Raw genomic sequence first — 16,838 nt, forward strand, 5'->3', positions numbered from 1 at the left:
CCCTTCTTTTAGCAAAACTTCTTTTCAATCAAACCCCAACAGGGTTAGCCTTCTCCGGATCAATCTTGTACTGCTTGATCGCCCGGGCCACATCCTTCCCGGTCATCTTCCCATCCTTGGCCAGCGCCGCAATCGCGGCATGCGCGATGTAGTACCGGTCAACCTCGAAGAAGCGACGCAGGTTCGCACGGGTATCCGAACGGCCAAACCCATCCGTACCCAGCACCGTGTAAGACATCGGCACGAACGCGCGGATCTGGTCCGCATACGCACGCACGTAGTCGGTGGCGGCAATCGCCGGGCCCTGGCGGCCTTCCAGCAGCTCGGTCACGTAGGCCTTGCGCTGTTCGCCTTCCGGGTGGAAGCGGTTGGCACGTTCGGCGTCAAAGCCATCGCGGCGCAGCTCGTTGAAGCTCGGGCAGGACCAGATGTCGGCGGTCACGCCGAAGTCCTTGTCCAGCAGCTCGGCGGCGGCAATCACTTCACGCAGGATGGTGCCCGAACCCAGCAGCTGCACGCGCAGGTCGCCCTTCTTCGGCTTGCCGGCGTCGGTCAGCAGGTACATGCCCTTCACGATGCCTTCGGCTGCACCTTCCGGCATTTCCGGGTGGGTGTAGTTCTCGTTCATCAGGGTCAGGTAGTAGTACTCGTCTACCTGGTCTTCCATCATGGCCTTGGTGCCGTGCTGCAGGATCACCGTCACTTCGAAGCCGAAGGTCGGGTCGTAGCTGCGCACGTTCGGAATGCCGCCAGCCACCAGGTGGCTGAAGCCATCTTCGTGCTGCAGGCCTTCACCATTCAGCGTGGTGCGGCCGGCGGTGCCACCCAGCAGGAAGCCGCGGGTACGCATGTCGGCGGCCTGCCAGGCAATGTCGCCCACGCGCTGGAAGCCGAACATGCTGTAGTAGATGTAGAACGGCAGCATCGGCACGTTGCTCACCGAATAGCTGGTACCAGCGGCCATCCACGAGCTGATGGCGCCCGGCTCGCTGATGCCCTGCTGCAGCACCTGGCCGCTCTGGTCTTCGCGGTAGAACATCAGCTGGTCGGCGTCCACCGGCTTGTACTTCTGGCCGAACGGCGCGTAGATGCCGATCTGGCGGAACAGGCCTTCCATGCCGAAGGTACGGGCTTCGTCGGCCACGATCGGCACGATGTGCGGGCCCAGTTCCTTGTCGCGCAGGGTGATGTTCAGGCTCTGCACGAAGGCCATGGTGGTGGAATAGCTGCGCTCGCCGCTGCTCTTCAGCAGGCGCTCGTAGGTTTCCAGCTTCGGTGCATTGAAGCTCTTGTCGGCCTTGCGGCGGCGCTGCGGCAGGTAGCCACCCAGGGCGCTGCGGCGCTCCTGCAGGTACTGAACTTCCGGCGAATCCGGGCCCGGGTGGTAGAACGGCACCTGGCCATCGGCCAGCTGCGCGTCGGTCACCGGAATGTTGAAACGGTCGCGGAAGTGGCGCACCGCTTCGTCGTCCAGCTTCTTGGTCTGGTGGGTCGGGTTCAGTGCCTCACCGGCGCTGCCCATGCCGTAACCCTTCACGGTCTTGGCCAGGATGACGGTCGGCATGCCCTTGGTGTTCACAGCCTGGTGGTAGGCGGCGTACACCTTGTGCGGGTCGTGGCCACCACGGTTCAGGCGCCAGATGTCGTCGTCGGAAAGACCGGCCACCATGGCGGCGGTTTCCGGGTACTTGCCGAAGAAATGCTCGCGGGTATACGCGCCGCCGAAGGCCTTGCAGTTCTGGTATTCGCCGTCGACGGTTTCCATCATCAGCTTCTTCAGGACGCCATTGGTGTCCTTGGCCAGCAGGGCATCCCAGTAACCGCCCCACAGCAGCTTGATGACATTCCAGCCGCCGCCACGGAACACGCCTTCCAGTTCCTGGATGATCTTGCCGTTGCCGCGCACCGGGCCGTCCAGGCGCTGCAGGTTGCAGTTCACCACGAAGATCAGGTTGTCCAGGCCTTCACGGCCGGCCAGCGCGATGGCACCCAGGGTTTCCGGCTCGTCGCTCTCGCCGTCGCCGATGAAGCACCACACCTTGCGGTCGCTCTTTTCGATCAGGCCACGGTTTTCCAGGTAGCGCATGAACTGCGCCTGGTAGATGGCGGCCAGCGGGCCCAGGCCCATCGACACGGTGGGGGTCTGCCAGAAGTCCGGCATCAGCCACGGGTGCGGGTAGGACGACAGGCCACCGCCGTCCACTTCCATGCGGAACTTGTCCAGCTGTTCTTCATTGATGCGGCCTTCCAGGAAGGCGCGCGAGTAGATGCCCGGGGCGCTGTGGCCCTGGATGAACAGCAGGTCGCCCGGGTGGCTGTCGCTGGGGGCGCGCCAGAAGTGGTTGAAGCCCACGTCGTACAGGGTGGCGCCGGAGGCGAAGGAGGCGATGTGGCCGCCCAGGTCGCCCGGCTTGCGGTTGGCACGCACGACGGTGGCCATCGCGTTCCAACGGATGATCGAGCGGATGCGCCATTCCAGTTCCGCGTTGCCCGGGCTCTTGGCCTCGAACTGCGGCTCGATGGTGTTGACGTATTCGGTAGTGGGAGAGAACGGCAGGTACGCACCCGAACGACGGGTCAGTTCCACCATGCCTTCCAGCAGCTGATGCGCGCGCTCAGGGCCCTCGACATCAATGACGGCCTTCAACGACTCGATCCACTCCTGGGTTTCCACAGGATTGGTGTCGTTGTTCAGCACTTCGTTCAACCAGTTCATTAGCGCTCCCAATTACCGCACGCACGCGCGCGACTGTTGTATAGATATCTAGACCGCAAAGTGTAGCGCACCAAGGGCTTGCGTCGTTTGGCTACGCTGCCGTATGGATGCACACAGCCCATGTCCGCACAGGCTGTCCCGAGCCAGCGGGCGCGGGGACAAGTGGGCTTAACCCTCTGTTTTTTCCGCCGTATGGCCCCGCTGGGGTTGTCGCTTCCGGGCTGCTGCGTCCACATGCAGGACGCAGTGTTACCACCGCGCATGACCGCCGTGCGGCAGCCCGCAGGCCTGCAGGCCTTGCCTGACGGTGGCCGGATGAACGTCTGACAACCCGTCGCATATGGCTCTGGACCGTGCCGCGCCCGCCCCGCACCGTGGCCGCGAGCAGGCCCCTTCCCGCGCATCGGCGCGCCGTCTGCCCGCCCCGGCCAACGGGGCACCCCTGCGGTTGCTGTTGCGTGGCCTGGCACGGATGCCGGGCCACGCAATGGTGGCCTGCAGCGCGCGCACGACCTGCCTTGAACCCTTGCCCTGCTTGGCCTTGTGGCCCGTTTCGCACATCGGTATGGCCGAAACCGTACTTGTCCGGTGCGGCTTATCGATATATCGTTTACCCACTCGTTACCGATATATCGATATGAGCCGAACCTCTACTGCCAGGGCGAGCAAGGAAGACGCGCCCACCATCCCCCGCCGCAATGGCCAGCCGCGCGTGCTGAGCCGGGGCGACCTGCGCCTGCTGGTGCTGGCGCTGATCGGCGAACAGCCACGCCACGGCTATGAGCTGATCCAGCACATCAGTGGCTTGTTCATGCAGGCCTACACGCCCAGCGCCGGCACGATGTACCCGCTGCTGGCCAGCTTCGAGCAGGCCGGCTGGGTGGCTTCGGAAGAAGAAGACGGCCGCCGGGTGTTCCGCATCACCGCGGCCGGCGAGTTCGAGCTGAAGGTACAGCGCACCCAGGTGCGGCTGGCCCAGCGCCGCGCCTTCGACCGCGCCCGCGAGATCACCAAGGCCTCGCTGCCGCCGCCGCTGGCCACCGCCCTGCGCGAGTTCAAGCAGGCGCTGGTGCGCCACCACGGCCGCTGGAGCGAGGGCGAGGCCGAAGCGGTGGCCGAGCAGCTGTCGCGCGCCTCGGCCCTGCTGAACGGTGCGCTGGCCGATGCGCCCTACCGCGTTACCCCCACCGAGCCGGACCCGGAGTGAGATCGGTCCGGTCGTTTCCCCCTTCCACGCGCGCGATGCCGCGCGCTTGCCTGCACAGGTACTGCAATGACCCAACATGAAAATTCGCGCCTGCGCCTGGATGTGCGCTTCCGCCACCTGACCGTGCTGCGCACCGAGACCATCACCCCGCACATGCGCCGGGTGGTGCTGGGCGGCGCCGATCTGGCCGGTTTCGATTCGCCCGGCCCGGATGACCACATCAAGCTGTTCTTCCCCAACAGCAGCGGCGAAATGGTGCTGCCGGTGATGACCGCCGAAGGCCCGCGCTACCCCGAGGGCAAGGAGCATTCGGTGGCGCGCGATTACACCCCGCGCTGGTGGGACCACGCGGCCGGCGAGCTGGCCATCGATTTCGTACTGCACGACCAGGGCATTGCCGGGCCGTGGGCCGAACGCGCGCAGCCGGGCGACACCCTGTCCATCGGCGGCCCGCGCGGCTCGTTCGTGGTGGCCGACGATTACGACGCCTACGTGCTGATTGGCGATGAAACCGCGCTGCCGGCCATCGCCCGCTGGCTGGACGTGCTGCCCGATGGCGCCGAAGTGCAGGCGTACATCGAAGTAAGCGACGAGGCCGAGCGCCAGGACCTGCCGCAGTACGAGAACGTGCGCATCCACTGGCTGGAGCGTAACGGCTTCCCGGCTGCCAGCAGCACGCTGCTGGAAGACATGTTCACCGACTTCGAAGCGCCCGAGGGTGACACGTTCTACTGGATCGCCACCGAATCGCGCCGCGCGCGCATGATGCGCAAGTTCATCGAAGGCCACCTGGGCGTGCCGCGCGACTGGATCCGCTCGACGGGCTACTGGAAGGCGCACCCGGACGAAGCCGACGGCGATTGATGGCCGCCGTTCTGTAGAGTCGAGCCATGCTCGACTGCTGTTCCACGGAGTCGAGCACGGCTCGACTCTACAGAAACGCATTGCCACGTTCTCTGCCACAATCGCGCTCCTTCCCCGCACCTGTGAGGCCCTCCATGGGCAAACTGACCCTGGCCGGCATCGACAAACTGCGCACCCGTTTCGCCGATGACGCAGCCTGCGATACCGCCCTGGCCGCCTTCGCCGACCCGGCCGCCGCACGCGCACCGCTGCGCGAGCTGCTGGAGGCCGAACACCGCTTCCTGCAGGCCGAATTTGAAGTAGCGCAGGTGGCCGATGTACTGCGCCGCGACCAGAAGTACGCGCCGGTGGGGCGCCCTTCCGTGCATATCGTGCAGCTGCGCAAGCAGCAGGCCGCGACCAAGCAGGCCGCGCTGATCGCCCGCAACGTAGTGGCGCAGGCCGCACAGACCTTCGTGCGCGTGAGCGGCCTGGCGGTGAAAGCCAAGCAGAGCCCGAGCGAAGCATGCGCCGCGTGGTTGATCGCGCAGCGTTGAGCGCGCGTGCCCCGGTAGTGGCCAACCTTGGTTGGCCTGTGGGGTGATTCTGTGCCAACCAAGGTTGGCACCTACCAGAGCACCGCCCGGCCTACCCGGTAGTGGCCAACCTTGGTTGGCCTGCGGGGTGATTCTGTGCCAACCAAGGTTGGCACCTACCAAGAGCGTTCCACGCACCCAAAAAAGAAGGCCCGCTTTTCAGCGGGCCTTCTGCCTTCTCACGACGAGTGAGCGGGTTACATCAAGCGGCCGGCTTTTCGCCGGTGGCTTCGGTGGTGATGCGGATGTTCACTTCATCGCTGACGTTCGGGGCGTAGGCGCCGACGCCGAAATCGCTGCGCTTCAGGGTGGTGGTTGCATCGAAGCCGGCAGCCGGAACCTTGGCCATCGGGTGCTCGCCACCGCCGTTGACGGTGACGTCCAGGGTCACCGGCTTGGTGATGCCCTTGATGGTCAGGTCGCCGGTGACGGTCAGCTTGTTGGTGCCGGCCGCTTCAACCTTGGTGCTCTTGAAGGTGGCATCGGCAAACTTGGCGGCGTCGAAGAAATCGGCGCTCTTCAGGTGTTCGTCGAACTTGGCGGTGAAGCTGTTCAGGCCGCTCAGCGGCAGCTTCACTTCCACGGTGGACTTGGTCACGTCGGCGGCGTCGTACACCAGGGTGCCTTCCACGTTGCCGAAGTGCGCGCTCGGGTGCGAGAAGCCGAAGTGGCTCCACTGGGCCAGCACGTCGGTGTGGCTCGGGTCGAGCTTGTAGGTGCCCGAGGCGATCTGGATGGCTTCAGCAGCCGGGGCGGCAGCGGCGGCATCAGCGGCCGGGGTGGCAGCCTGCTCGGTGGTGGCCGGGGCAGCGGCATCGGCAGCCGGGGCAGCGGTGTCGGCCGGCTTGGAGCAGGCGGCAATGGCCAGGGTCAGGGCCAGCGGCAGCAGCAGTTTACGGGTGGCGCTCATCTGAGGAACTCTCCGGAATCGTAGGGTGGGTGCAACAGGGGCCGCCAAGGTGACGGCCCGAAACCGATACAGCGACTTACGCGATGCGCGCCGCTTCGTCGAACGACAGGCGCGGCAGACGGGGGAACAGGCCCGAGGGGTCACCGTACCCCAGGTTGACCAGGAAATTCGACTTGATGGTGGTGCCGGCGAAGAAGGCTTCGTCGACCTTGGCATTGTCGAAGCCGGACATCGGGCCGGCATCCAGGCCCAGCGCGCGCGCGGCCAGGATGAGGTAGGCGCCCTGCAGGCTGCCATTGCGGAACGCGCCTTCGTGGCGGCCTTCACGCGGGCCGTCGAACCAGGCCTTGGCATCGGTGTGCGGGAACAGGTACGGCAGCTTTTCGTGGAAATCCTGGTCGAAGGCGACGATGACGGTGACCGGTGCGGCCAGGGTCTTGTCGTGGTTGCCTTCGGACAGCGCCGGGGCCAGCTTGGCCTTGGCTTCGGCCGACTTTACGAACACGAAACGCGCCGGGCTGCCGTTGGCGGCGGTCGGGCCCCACTTCACCAGTTCGTACAGCGCATGCAGCTGGGCGTCTTCCACCGGCTTGTCGAGGAAGGCGTTCTGGGTACGGGCCGTGCGGAACAACTGGTCCAGGGCAGCAGCGTCGAGCGCGTGGGACATCGGTGGATCTCCAGGGCAACGAAGGGAAGTGAGTGCCCGCGACAGGCGCAGGGCGAAACGACGATCAGGAGTGTAGAGTGTCGCGACTGTTGCAACACCCAGCAGGGCTGAAACGAATTAATGCCAATGGTGAAACGATCGAGCGCGCCGTGGACGGTGACTGACGGCCGTGCCGGCAATGTCCGCCAGGCGGTCGCGCTGGCCTCGGCGCTACGCCAGGGCACCCACCGCCCGCTGGTCCTGCAGCCCCGTGCGCCCTGGCGCTGGCTCGCGCCGCGGCGCCTGCCCGGTGATGTGAACGGCTACGGCCCCGACTTCGCCGCGCTGGCCGCACAGGCCCCTGCGCTGGCGATCGGCTGTGGCCGCCAGGCCGCCGGTGCGCTGCGCGTGCTGCGTGCACGGGGCAGCCGCACGGTGCAGATCCTCGACCCGAGGTTGCCATCCCGCCATTGGGATCTGCTGGTGGTGCCCGAACACGATGCCCTGCGTGGCAGCAACGTCCTCACGCTGATCGGCAGCCTGAACCCGGTGGATGATGACTGGCTGGCGCTGGGCCGCGCGGCGTTTGCCGACTTCGGTGCCCTGCCCGGCCCGCGCACCGCGCTGCTGGTGGGCGGGCCGACGCCGCTGGCACCGTGGGACGAGGCGGCGATGGTGGCGGTGTTCACGGCGCTGGCCGCGCAGATCCGCAGCGAAGGCGGCAGCCTGCTGGCCACCACCTCGCGACGCACGCCGCCGGCCCTGGCCGAGAGGCTGCGCGCGACCTTCGCCGATCTACCGCATGTGATCTGGGGCGATGGCGGCGATGGTGTGAACCCCTATGCCGGCCTGCTGGGCTGGGCCCACCGGGTGGTGGTCTCGCCCGATTCGGTGAACCTGCTCTCAGAGGCCAGCGCCACGCGCCTGCCGGTGATGGTGGCCCTGGCCGACACCGCGCAGGGGCGGCTGGCCCGCTTCCAGCGCCAGCTGCACGAACGCGGCCGGCTGCAGACGCGCTGGCTGGATTGGCAGCACGACGGCATTGCGCCGCTGCGCGAAACCGCGCGGGTGGCGGCGGAAGTGCACGCGCGCCTGACCCTGGGGTAGCGCCGGCCCGCTCCCGCCGCATTTCCAGCCACCAGGCTGAACCGACGTTTTTGGAGTTGCGCGTGCCCGGGCGGATAATGGGGGATTCCCTCTTTGCCCTTGGCTGGCCATGTCCGTGCGCCCTGACCCTGTGTTTGCCCCGCTGACCCCGCGCGCGCTCGTGCTGGCAGTGCTGGCCATGGGCGCGGTGGTGCTGCTGTCCAACGTGCTGGTGCAGTACCCCATCAACGACTGGCTGACCTGGGGTGCCTTCAGCTACCCGGTGGCGTTCCTGGTGAGCAACCTGATCAACCGTCGATTCGGCCCGGGCCCGGCCCGCCGCGTGGCGTGGATCGGTTTCCTGGTGGCGGTGGTGCTGTCGGTATGGGTGGCGACCCCGCGCATCGCCATTGCCTCGTGCTCGGCCTTCATCGTGGCCCAGCTGCTGGACATCACCGTGTTCGACCGCCTGCGCCGTGGCAGCTGGTGGCGTGCACCGATGGTGGCCACCACCTGCAGCGCGACGGTGGACACGACCATCTTCTGGTCGATCGCCTTTGCCGGCTCCAGCCTGCCGTGGATGAGTTGGGCGGCAGGCGACCTGGCAGTGAAGCTGGCCATCGGCGTATGCCTGCTGGCCCCGTTCCGCGTGTTGTTGTGGAAGATGGCGCCGCTGGCCCGGTAGGTGCCATGCCAACCAAGGTTGGCACCTACCAAAGCAGGTCTCCGCCCGGCCATTGCCCTGGCGGGATTGTGCCAACCAAGGTTGGCACCTACCAAAGCGGGTCACCGCCCGGATAGTGCTCTGGTAGGTGTCAACCTTGGTTGACACGCTCCTGCTCTGCCAATCAACGCCGGTCAGGCAAACGGCAACTCGGCTGCCACGCACGCGGCACTGATCGCCGCACACGCGTCTTCAATCGCCGGGGTGGTCGGTGCCAGCCGCGGGCGGCGGTCCAGCGTGCAGGCCAGGCCGATATCCAGCAGCGTGGCATGTGCGCCATGCAGCGCCTGCGCGGTGGCCACCGGCAGGAAACCGGCAGCCGCCAACGCGTCGATCAAGGACGGCGTATCACGCGGTTCCAGCAGCGCCGGCACCTGCGCACTGCGTGCCAGCACGCCGGTCTGCAGCAGGAACTCCAGATCGACCACGCCGCCCGCGCCCTGCTTCAGGTCCAGCCGCGCGGCGTCGCTGCGGTCCAGTTCGGTGCGCATGCGCCCACGCATCTTCAGCACATCGGCATACAGCGTGCCGGGGTCGCGTGCGCGTCCCAGGGTCTGCGCACGCACCTGTTCGAAATCGGCCAGCAGGCTGGCATCACCGGCCACGCCGCGCGCGCGCACCAGGGCCTGGTGTTCCCAGGTCCAGGCGCGTTCGCGCTGGTATTCGGTGTAGCTGGCCAGCGAGGACACCAGCGAGCCCTTGCCGCCATCCGGGCGCAGGCGCACATCGATGTCGTACAGGCGGCCAGCGGCGGTGACTGCACCGAGCAGTGCCATCACTTTCTGCGCCAGGCGCGCGTACCAGCGGCCCGGTTCCAGCGGGCGGGCGCCATCGCTGGCGTCCACGCCGGCCGGATGGTCGTGCAGGAACACCAGGTCCAGATCCGAGCCGAAGCCCAGTTCCAGCCCGCCCAGGCTGCCGTAGCCGATGATGGCGAAGCGCCCGCCCGGCACGCTGCCGTGCGCGGCCTGCATGTCCGCCTCGGCCAGCGTCAGTACGGTGATGACCACGGCCTGGGCCAGCTCGGCCAGCTGGCGGGTGCTGTCCACCGCGCCCTGGCGGCCATCGAGCGTGGCCATCGCCATGCGGAAGCTGAGGGCAAGGCGCGTTTCATTGAGCCAGCGCAGCTGCGATTCGGGATCTTCCACCGGCAGCACCTGCTGGCATTCGGCCAGCATGCCGGCGAAGTCGGGCATCGGCCCGGACACGCGTACATCCAGCAGTTCGTCCAGCAGCAGCGGGTAGGCGGCCAGGCGTTCGGCCAGCAGTGCGCTGCGCGCCAGCACATCCACCAGGCGCGCCAGTGCACTGGGCTGTTCGTCCAGCAGCGCCAGGTAACTGGTTCGGCGCAGCACCGCCTGCAGCAAACCGAGCACACGCTTGAGCGCGGCATCGGGCTGCGGCGAGCGCGTGGCCGCGTGCAGCAGCGCCGGCAGCACGCGGTCCAGGCGCGCGCGCGCGGCATCGGACAGCGACTTCACGCCGGTGCCCTGGGCGAAATCACGCAGCGACTGGTCGGCGCCGCTGGCATCGAGGAAACCGGCTTCGGCCAGCAGTTCGGCATTGCTGCCTTCGGGCAGGCTGCGCCAGTAGCTGGCCAGCGCATCGGGCGCGGCCTGGCCCTTGCGCGGGGCGAGCAGCGCGGCGAATTCAGTACTGACGCGCTGCTGCTGCACGGCCAGTGCCGCGCGCAGTTCATCCCAGTCGGCGTAGCCCAGGCCGAGGGCGATGCGCTGGCGATCCAGCGGGTCGCTGGGCAGCACGTGGGTCTGTGCGTCGCGCAGCATCTGCAGGCGGTTTTCCAGGCGGCGCAGGAACAGGTAGGCCTCGCGCAGCGCAGCCCCATCGTCCGGCGCGATCTGGCCGGCGTTGACCAGCGCCTGCAGGGCGACCAGCAGGCGGCGTTCGCGCAGTACCGGCTCACGCCCGGCGCGGATCAGCTGCAGCGCCTGGCACAGGAACTCGATTTCGCGGATGCCACCGGCGCCGCGCTTGATGTCTTCGTGCAGCTCGCGGCGTGCGACTTCGGCGGTGATCGCCGCCTTCATCTCGCGCAGGCCGTCGAGCGCGGTGAAATCCAGGTAGCGGCGGTAGACGAACGGGCGCAGCGTCTGCAGCCACGCTTCACCGGCGGCGATGTCGCCAGCCACCGCGCGTGCCTTCAGCCAGGCATAGCGTTCCCAGTCGCGGCCCTCGCGCTGGAAGTACTGATCCATCGCCGCGAACGACAGCGCCACGCGGCCGGCGCTGCCGAACGGGCGCAGGCGCAGGTCGACGCGGTGGCTGAAGCCATCGACGGTGGTGTCGTCCAGCAGCTTGGCCAGGCGCTGGCCGAGGCGGGCGAAGTACTCCTCGGCGGCCAGCGGGCGCGGGCCATCGGATTCGCCGCCCTGCGCGTAGGCGTAGACCAGGTCGATGTCGGAACTGAAATTCAGCTCGCCGCCGCCCAGCTTGCCCAGCCCGAACACCACCAGCTGCATGACCCGGCCGTCGTCATCGCGGATGACGCCGTGGCGCTGGGCGAATTCCTGCTGCAGGGCGTCCAGCGCCAGGCGCAGGCAGTCCTCGGCGAGGGTGGTGGCGCCGGCCAGGGTCTGCGGCACGTCGTCCAGGCCGGCCAGGTCGCGCCAGACCAGGCGGGTGGACATGGCCGTGCGCCAGCGCCGCAGCTGCGCGGGCCAGTCGCTGGGCTGCTGCGGGTCGAGCACCGGCGCCGGCAGCGGCGGGCAGCCCGGCTGGGCCAGGTGGGCCAGCAGCGCGGGCTGGCGCACCAGGGTGTCCAGGGCGAAGTCGCTGGCCACCGCCAGGTGGGCCAGCGGCGCCTGCAGCGCGGCGGGGATGGGCTCGGGCAGGACGTGGGCCAGGCGCGCCAGCGCGCGGTCGACCAGGGGCTGCAGGGTGGCGGGCAGTGCGGCGGGGGCGAGGGTCATCCCCCGATTGTATCGACCCGGCCGGGGCGCGACGGACCCGGCAGGGAGGGGCACGTAGCGTCGCGCCTGCTCGACTGGCCGTTGCAGAGCAGTCGAGCAGGCTCGACGCTACCGGCAACGCCACCTCGCCTATTCAGCTTGGGCATCAGGCAATAAAAAAGCCCGCTTGCAGCGAACTGCCAGCGGGCTCTGCTCCCTCCCCCACGTCGGGATGCAGGGCCATCGTGCGGGCTGCGGAACGACATTGCACGCTGCACTGCAAAACAGAACTGGTGGGTATGGTAGCCCGCGGCCCGGAAAAGCCATTCCACGAAGGTAGAACGCCCCGTACGCCGGGGGATGGCCGATAATCGGGCTTCCCCCCTGAAACACGTGTCGTCATGTCTGTTGATCGCATCGCCAACGCGCGTCTCCGTGACCGCGTGGTCTCCGCCGAGGCCGCAGCCGCGCTGATCCAGCCCGGTGAAACCGTCGCCATGAGCGGCTTCACCGGTTCCGGTTACCCCAAGGCCGTTCCCGTCGAACTCGCCCGCCGCATCGAGGCGATGCACGCCGAGGGCCAGCCCTTCCAGATCAAGCTGATGACCGGCGCCTCGACCGCGCCGGAACTCGATGGCGCGCTGGCCAAGGCCGATGGCATCGCCATGCGCATGCCGTTCCAGAGCGACCCGGATGCGCGTAACCGCATCAACGAGGGCAAGCTGGATTACATCGACATCCACCTCAGCCACGTCGCCCAGCACGTCTGGTTCGGCTTCTACGGCGAGATCGACACCGCGGTGATCGAAGTGTCGGCCATCCGCGAGGACGGCTCGCTGGTGCCTTCCACCTCGGTGGGCAACAACAAGACCTGGCTGGACCTGGCCAAGAAGGTCATCGTCGAGGTCAACGAGTGGCAGCCGGCCGGCGTCGACGGCATGCATGACATCTACTACGGCACCGCGCTGCCGCCGCACCGCAAGCCGATTCCGCTGGTGAACGCCAACGACCGCATCGGCGATACCGCGCTGCGCTGCGACCCGGACAAGATCGTGGCCGTGGTGCGCACCAACGGCCCGGACCGCAACAGCCCGTTCAGCCCGATCGATGCCACCAGCGAACAGATCGCCGCGCACCTGATCGAGTTCCTCAAGCACGAGGTGAAGAAGGGCCGCCTGCCGCCGAACCTGCTGCCGCTGCAGTCGGGCGTGGGCAACATCCCCAATGCGGTACTGGCGGGCCTGGCCAAGAGCGGTTTCCGCGACCTGGCCGCGTTCACCGAGGTCATCCAGGACGGCATGCTCGACCTGCTGCGCGACGGCGTGCTGAGCTATGCCTCGTGCACTGGCTTCGCGCTGAGCCCGCAGGCCAACGAGACGTTCAAGGAACACATCGATTTCTACCGCGAGCGCATCATCATGCGCACGCAGGAAATCTCCAACCACCCGGAACTGGTGCGCCGCCTGGGCTGCATCGGCATGAACGGCATGATCGAGGTGGACATCTACGGCAACGTCAATTCGACGCACGTGATGGGCACGCGGATCATGAACGGCATCGGCGGTTCGGGTGACTTCGCCCGCAATGGCTTCCTGTCGGCGTTCCTCAGCCCGTCCACGGCGAAGAACGGCACGATCTCGGCGATCACCCCGATGGTGAGCCATGTCGACCACACCGAACACGACGTGTCGGTGATCGTGACCGAGCAGGGCCTGGCCGATCTGCGTGGCCTGACCCCGCGCAAGCGCGCGCAGGTGCTGATCGACAACTGCGCGCACCCGGATTTCCGTCCGCAGCTGCAGGATTACTTCGACCGCGCCAGCCGCGAAAGCTACGGCAAGCACACCCCGCACCTGCTGCCGGAAGCGCTGTCGTGGCACCAGCGTTGGCTGGATACCGGCACGATGAAGGGCTGAAACCCGGTTCCGGGGAGCCGAGCATGGGCTCGGCTCTACACGGCACGGATCACGCGATACGCAGCGCCGCCAGCGATTCGGCCTGCAGCCGCTCGTAGATCTCGAACTCATCGTTCACCGCCACGCCCATCGCCTGCTCGAACGCTTCGCGGTTGGCATGCGCGGCATACGCGCGCTGTTCTTCGCCACCCAGATTCGACTGGAAGATGCCAGCGGCGCTGACCGGCAGGAAATCCTCGTAGACGATCGGGTCGGCCGTGGCCAGGCCGGCGGCCACCAGCACTTCGGCCGGCAGATCGGCCACGCGCTCCGGCGCGGCACGGCCGGCATCGGTCAGCTGGTAACGGTAATAGCCCAGCCCTTCCTGGCGCAGGGTGTCGTGGTCATCGGGGAAGCTGGCGAACACCGCCTGCAGGCGCTGGCCGTAGTCGCCACCGGTACTGCCGGCGCCACCGGCATCGCGCGCCTGCGCCAGCAGCTGGTCGTACAGCGCCCGGCCCTTCGGGGTCAGGGCCAGCCCACGCTGTTCGATCTCGCCAAAGCGCGCGGTGTGCGTGCCAGCGGCACCGCCTTCGCCACCGGGGAAATGCACGGCCTCTTCCAGCGCCTTGAAGCTGGTCTGCCGCAGCAGGATCGGACAGGCGCGGCGTGGCGGGCCCTCGATCACCGCCTTGGCGGCCATGCCGTGCTCGATCATCGCCGCCTGCGCGGCATCGATATCCAGCGTGCGCGGGGTGAGGTGGTTGATGTGCGGGCCACGGAAGCTGACCACGTCGGCCACCAGCCGGTGCGCGTTGTGCAGGGCGTGGTAGGTGGGCAGGTCGACGGTGGCATCGCCGTGCCAGCGGAAGGTTTCCAGGGCCTCGGCAACGAAGCGCTCGGCATCGGCCTGCGACAGGCCACCGTCACGCTCGGCCTGGTCGATCAGCGCCAGCGCGCCGTCGGTGAAGATGCGGCGGCGTTCAAGGATGCGGGCGGATTCGGCGCGCAGGGCTTCGTCTTCGATCAGCTCCAGGCGCAGCAGCGAGGTGAACACGCGGAACGGATTTTGCGCCAGGGCGGCACCGGTGAGCGGGCGGAACGCGGTGGAATGCACCGGCACGCCGGCCACCGACAGATCGTAGTAGGCCACCGGGAACATGCCCATCACCGCGAACAGGCGGCGCAGCGTGGCCAGTTCCTGCGCGGTGCCGACACGGATCGCGCCGTGGCGCTCCTCGTCCAGGCGCGCGCGCTCGTCGTTGCGCTGCAGCTGCGCGGCCAGCGCCGGGTCCTGCGCAAGCACCTCCGCGTTGATCCGCTCTACCAGTTCCACCAGCGTGCCGTACAGCGGCACTTCGGTGCGGTACATGCGGGACATGGCCTGGGCGAACAGGCGGCGGATCACATCAGGCGAAACGAAAGAGGCGCTCATCAGTCACTCGAATGCGGGAACGGGGAACGGCGAGAACCGTATTGTCGCCGGAGTGCGCGATGGGGGCGATACGCACAGCAACATGAAGAATATCGGTAGCGCCGGGCCATGCCCGGCGGATAGCGCTGATTTGGTGGGTGCGAACCAAGGTTCGCACCTACCGGGTCCTCACCGGGCATGGCAGCAGCGGTGGACTGATTTGGTGGGTGCGAACCTTGGTTCGCACCTACCGGGCCCTCGCCGGGCATGGCAGCAGCGGTGGACTGCCTTGGTGGGTGCGAACCAAGGTTCGCACCTACCGGGCCCTCGCCGGGCATGGCAGCAGCAGTGGACTGCCTTGGTGGGTGCGAACCAAGGTTCGCACCGATCTGGCAGGGGCCGAGGCAAAGACGTGCGAACCAAGGTTCGCACCTACCAGGTCCTCTCCGGGCATGGCAGCAGCGGTGGACTGCCTTGGTGGGTGCGAACCTTGGTTCGCACCTACCGGGCCGCCGGGCATGGCCCGGCGCTACCGGTTGAGCTGGCGCTTCAGGGTGGCATCCAGGGTGATCGGCCGGTCCCAGTGCGCGAAGCTGGCCACGACGGCGTGGCGCACGGCGCGGACATGCCCGTTTTCCGGCTTCACCGCCATGCGCGTGACCACCGCCTCCCAGCCCCCTTCCGGGTTCTGGCTGAAGGCGCGCACGCTGTCGCGGCAGGTCTGGCCACTGGCCTTGGCCCAGAAGCAGGCGAAGTAGATATCCCCGGCCTGCCAGCCGTGGGTGGTGAACAGTGCGCTGATGTACCCGCGCGGCACGTCGGCGTAGCGCGCTACCTCGTCGAGGAAGGCATCGGGGTAGCGCTCGGCGTAGTGGTTGATGTCCTGCAGCTGGGCATCCAGCCAGCGGTCACCGGTTTCCACCGTATAGGCCGCCGAACGTTCGGCGGTCTGCTGGGCCAGCACGGTGGCCGGCGCCAGCAGCAGGAGCGACAGCAGCAGGAACGGGAAACGGTTCATGCCCCGATTCTGCCGCAGCCGCCGGGTCCTGTCAGGCTGCGGCAGCGGCCTTGGCCTCGATCGCGGCCAGGGCGGCCGGCCAATCCCAGGCGGTATCGGCGGTGACCAGGCGCGGTTCGTCATCGGCCACGCCATGCTGGGTTTCATGCGCCCAGGTGACGGCGTACGGGGTGTGGATGCCCCAGCCGCCCAGGGTGACCACCGGCTCGATGTCCGAGCGCAGCGAGTTGCCGACCATCACGAACTGCTGCATCGGCAGGTCGAACTCGGCCAGCACGCGGGCGTAGGTTTCCGGGTCCTTCTCCGAGACGATCTCGATGCGCGGGAACAGCTCGTGCAGCTTGGCCACCTTGATCTTGGCTTCCTGGTGGAACAGATCGCCCTTGGTGATCAGCACCACCGGGTAGTGCTCGGCGATGGCCGCCACCGATTCGCGCACGCCATCGATCAGCTCGACCGGGTGGCGCAGGGTGTCATGGCCGATGTCCAGCATGCGCTGGATGTCCTTGGCGTCGATGCGCTGGCCGGTGATGTCGATGGCCGCTTCGATCATCGACAGCACCATGCCCTTCACGCCGTAGCCGAACACGGCCAGGTTGCGCTGCTGCACTTCCAGCAGGTGGCGGGCGGTCTGGGTGTCGTGCACGTCGACGTAGCGCGAGAGCAGGTCCAGGTAATCCTGCTCGGCCTTGCGGTAGTAGTCCTCGCTCTTCCACAGCGTGTCGTCACCGTCAAAACCGACCAGGCCGATGGCGCGCAGGCGCGCAGGCATGGAGGTGTTCATGCGACAAGGATACAGGGGTGGCGCAGGCAACAAAAACCCGGGCGGCCTACGCCGCCCGGGTCCCATGCACCGGTTTTTCCCGAATCAGGC

13 protein-coding genes are annotated in these 16,838 nt (G+C 67.6%); 6 read left to right on the top strand and 7 right to left on the bottom strand.

Translation table 11 applies throughout. The features are described 5' to 3' along the window. Positions 1-28 precede the first annotated feature (28 nt). Entirely contained in the window at positions 29-2,716 is a 2,688-nt protein-coding gene (gene aceE / locus VER16_RS10065) for a pyruvate dehydrogenase (acetyl-transferring), homodimeric type (protein ID WP_324807720.1), read from the bottom strand. Positions 2,717-3,353: 637 nt separating this feature from the next. On the opposite strand from aceE, the gene VER16_RS10070 reads away from it, so the two are divergent. The 3 genes from VER16_RS10070 (at position 3,354) to VER16_RS10080 (ending at position 5,323) form a co-directional block, all read left to right on the top strand. Continuing rightward, positions 3,354-3,923, top strand: coding sequence for a PadR family transcriptional regulator (locus VER16_RS10070; protein WP_324807722.1), 570 nt, complete (start codon positions 3,354-3,356; stop codon positions 3,921-3,923). Positions 3,924-3,989: 66 nt separating this feature from the next. Beyond that, positions 3,990-4,787 carry a siderophore-interacting protein gene (locus VER16_RS10075; protein WP_324807724.1) on the top strand — a complete coding sequence of 266 codons (798 nt, stop codon included), beginning with the start codon at positions 3,990-3,992 and terminating at the stop codon, positions 4,785-4,787. A 134-nt stretch (positions 4,788-4,921) separates the two neighbouring features. Next, positions 4,922-5,323: a hypothetical protein gene (locus VER16_RS10080; protein WP_324807726.1), complete on the top strand. Its 402-nt coding sequence runs from the start codon at positions 4,922-4,924 to the stop codon at positions 5,321-5,323. Positions 5,324-5,564: 241 nt separating this feature from the next. Here the strand turns inward: VER16_RS10080 and VER16_RS10085 are convergent, their stop codons facing one another. Both VER16_RS10085 and VER16_RS10090 read right to left on the bottom strand, forming a co-directional pair. Continuing rightward, a complete protein-coding gene (locus VER16_RS10085) occupies positions 5,565-6,272 on the bottom strand; it encodes a YceI family protein (RefSeq protein WP_324807728.1) in 708 nt (235 codons plus the stop codon). 76 nt (positions 6,273-6,348) lie between these two features. Beyond that, positions 6,349-6,939: a malonic semialdehyde reductase gene (locus VER16_RS10090; RefSeq protein ID WP_324807730.1), complete on the bottom strand. Its 591-nt coding sequence runs from the start codon at positions 6,937-6,939 to the stop codon at positions 6,349-6,351. 126 nt (positions 6,940-7,065) lie between these two features. On the opposite strand from VER16_RS10090, the gene VER16_RS10095 reads away from it, so the two are divergent. After that, positions 7,066-8,025 carry a mitochondrial fission ELM1 family protein gene (locus VER16_RS10095; RefSeq protein ID WP_324807732.1) on the top strand — a complete coding sequence of 320 codons (960 nt, stop codon included), beginning with the start codon at positions 7,066-7,068 and terminating at the stop codon, positions 8,023-8,025. A 109-nt stretch (positions 8,026-8,134) separates the two neighbouring features. After that, on the top strand, positions 8,135-8,689 hold the full coding sequence (locus tag VER16_RS10100) for a queuosine precursor transporter (RefSeq protein WP_324807734.1): 555 nt from the start codon (positions 8,135-8,137) through the stop codon (positions 8,687-8,689). 173 nt (positions 8,690-8,862) lie between these two features. Here VER16_RS10100 and glnE read toward each other — a convergent pair whose 3' ends face one another. Then, positions 8,863-11,658 (bottom strand): bifunctional [glutamate--ammonia ligase]-adenylyl-L-tyrosine phosphorylase/[glutamate--ammonia-ligase] adenylyltransferase, encoded by a 2,796-nt coding sequence (gene glnE, locus VER16_RS10105; RefSeq protein WP_324807736.1) that lies wholly within the window; start codon positions 11,656-11,658, stop codon positions 8,863-8,865. 380 nt (positions 11,659-12,038) lie between these two features. Between glnE and VER16_RS10110 the strand changes: the two genes are divergently transcribed. Then, positions 12,039-13,553 carry an acetyl-CoA hydrolase/transferase family protein gene (locus tag VER16_RS10110; RefSeq protein ID WP_324807737.1) on the top strand — a complete coding sequence of 505 codons (1,515 nt, stop codon included), beginning with the start codon at positions 12,039-12,041 and terminating at the stop codon, positions 13,551-13,553. A gap of 49 nt (positions 13,554-13,602) precedes the next feature. Here the strand turns inward: VER16_RS10110 and hglS are convergent, their stop codons facing one another. The 3 genes from hglS to VER16_RS10125 all read right to left on the bottom strand — a co-directional run bounded on the left by hglS (position 13,603) and on the right by VER16_RS10125 (position 16,748). After that, positions 13,603-14,967 carry a 2-oxoadipate dioxygenase/decarboxylase HglS gene (gene hglS, locus VER16_RS10115; protein WP_324807738.1) on the bottom strand — a complete coding sequence of 455 codons (1,365 nt, stop codon included), beginning with the start codon at positions 14,965-14,967 and terminating at the stop codon, positions 13,603-13,605. A 508-nt stretch (positions 14,968-15,475) separates the two neighbouring features. Further along, entirely contained in the window at positions 15,476-15,964 is a 489-nt protein-coding gene (locus tag VER16_RS10120) for a hypothetical protein (protein ID WP_324807740.1), read from the bottom strand. Positions 15,965-15,995: 31 nt separating this feature from the next. Beyond that, on the bottom strand, positions 15,996-16,748 hold the full coding sequence (locus VER16_RS10125; RefSeq protein ID WP_324807742.1) for an HAD family hydrolase: 753 nt from the start codon (positions 16,746-16,748) through the stop codon (positions 15,996-15,998). Positions 16,749-16,838: the final 90 nt, after the last annotated feature.

This window comes from Stenotrophomonas sp., from assembly GCF_035634915.1.
Lineage (GTDB): Bacteria > Pseudomonadota > Gammaproteobacteria > Xanthomonadales > Xanthomonadaceae > Stenotrophomonas.

Excerpts from the sequence above, each read along its gene's own strand:
- VER16_RS10120 (WP_324807740.1), bottom strand. The coding sequence starts at position 15,964 with ATGAACCGTTTCCCGTTCCTGCTGCTGTCGCTCCTGCTGCTGGCGCCG.
- VER16_RS10090 (WP_324807730.1), bottom strand. The coding sequence starts at position 6,939 with ATGTCCCACGCGCTCGACGCTGCTGCCCTGGACCAGTTGTTCCGCACG.
- VER16_RS10070 (WP_324807722.1), top strand. The coding sequence starts at position 3,354 with ATGAGCCGAACCTCTACTGCCAGGGCGAGCAAGGAAGACGCGCCCACC.
- VER16_RS10080 (WP_324807726.1), top strand. The coding sequence starts at position 4,922 with ATGGGCAAACTGACCCTGGCCGGCATCGACAAACTGCGCACCCGTTTC.
- glnE (WP_324807736.1), bottom strand. The coding sequence starts at position 11,658 with ATGACCCTCGCCCCCGCCGCACTGCCCGCCACCCTGCAGCCCCTGGTC.
- VER16_RS10125 (WP_324807742.1), bottom strand. The coding sequence starts at position 16,748 with ATGAACACCTCCATGCCTGCGCGCCTGCGCGCCATCGGCCTGGTCGGT.
- VER16_RS10100 (WP_324807734.1), top strand. The coding sequence starts at position 8,135 with ATGTCCGTGCGCCCTGACCCTGTGTTTGCCCCGCTGACCCCGCGCGCG.
- VER16_RS10095 (WP_324807732.1), top strand. The coding sequence starts at position 7,066 with ATGGTGAAACGATCGAGCGCGCCGTGGACGGTGACTGACGGCCGTGCC.
- VER16_RS10075 (WP_324807724.1), top strand. The coding sequence starts at position 3,990 with ATGACCCAACATGAAAATTCGCGCCTGCGCCTGGATGTGCGCTTCCGC.
- VER16_RS10110 (WP_324807737.1), top strand. The coding sequence starts at position 12,039 with ATGTCTGTTGATCGCATCGCCAACGCGCGTCTCCGTGACCGCGTGGTC.
- aceE (WP_324807720.1), bottom strand. The coding sequence starts at position 2,716 with ATGAACTGGTTGAACGAAGTGCTGAACAACGACACCAATCCTGTGGAA.
- hglS (WP_324807738.1), bottom strand. The coding sequence starts at position 14,967 with ATGAGCGCCTCTTTCGTTTCGCCTGATGTGATCCGCCGCCTGTTCGCC.
- VER16_RS10085 (WP_324807728.1), bottom strand. The coding sequence starts at position 6,272 with ATGAGCGCCACCCGTAAACTGCTGCTGCCGCTGGCCCTGACCCTGGCC.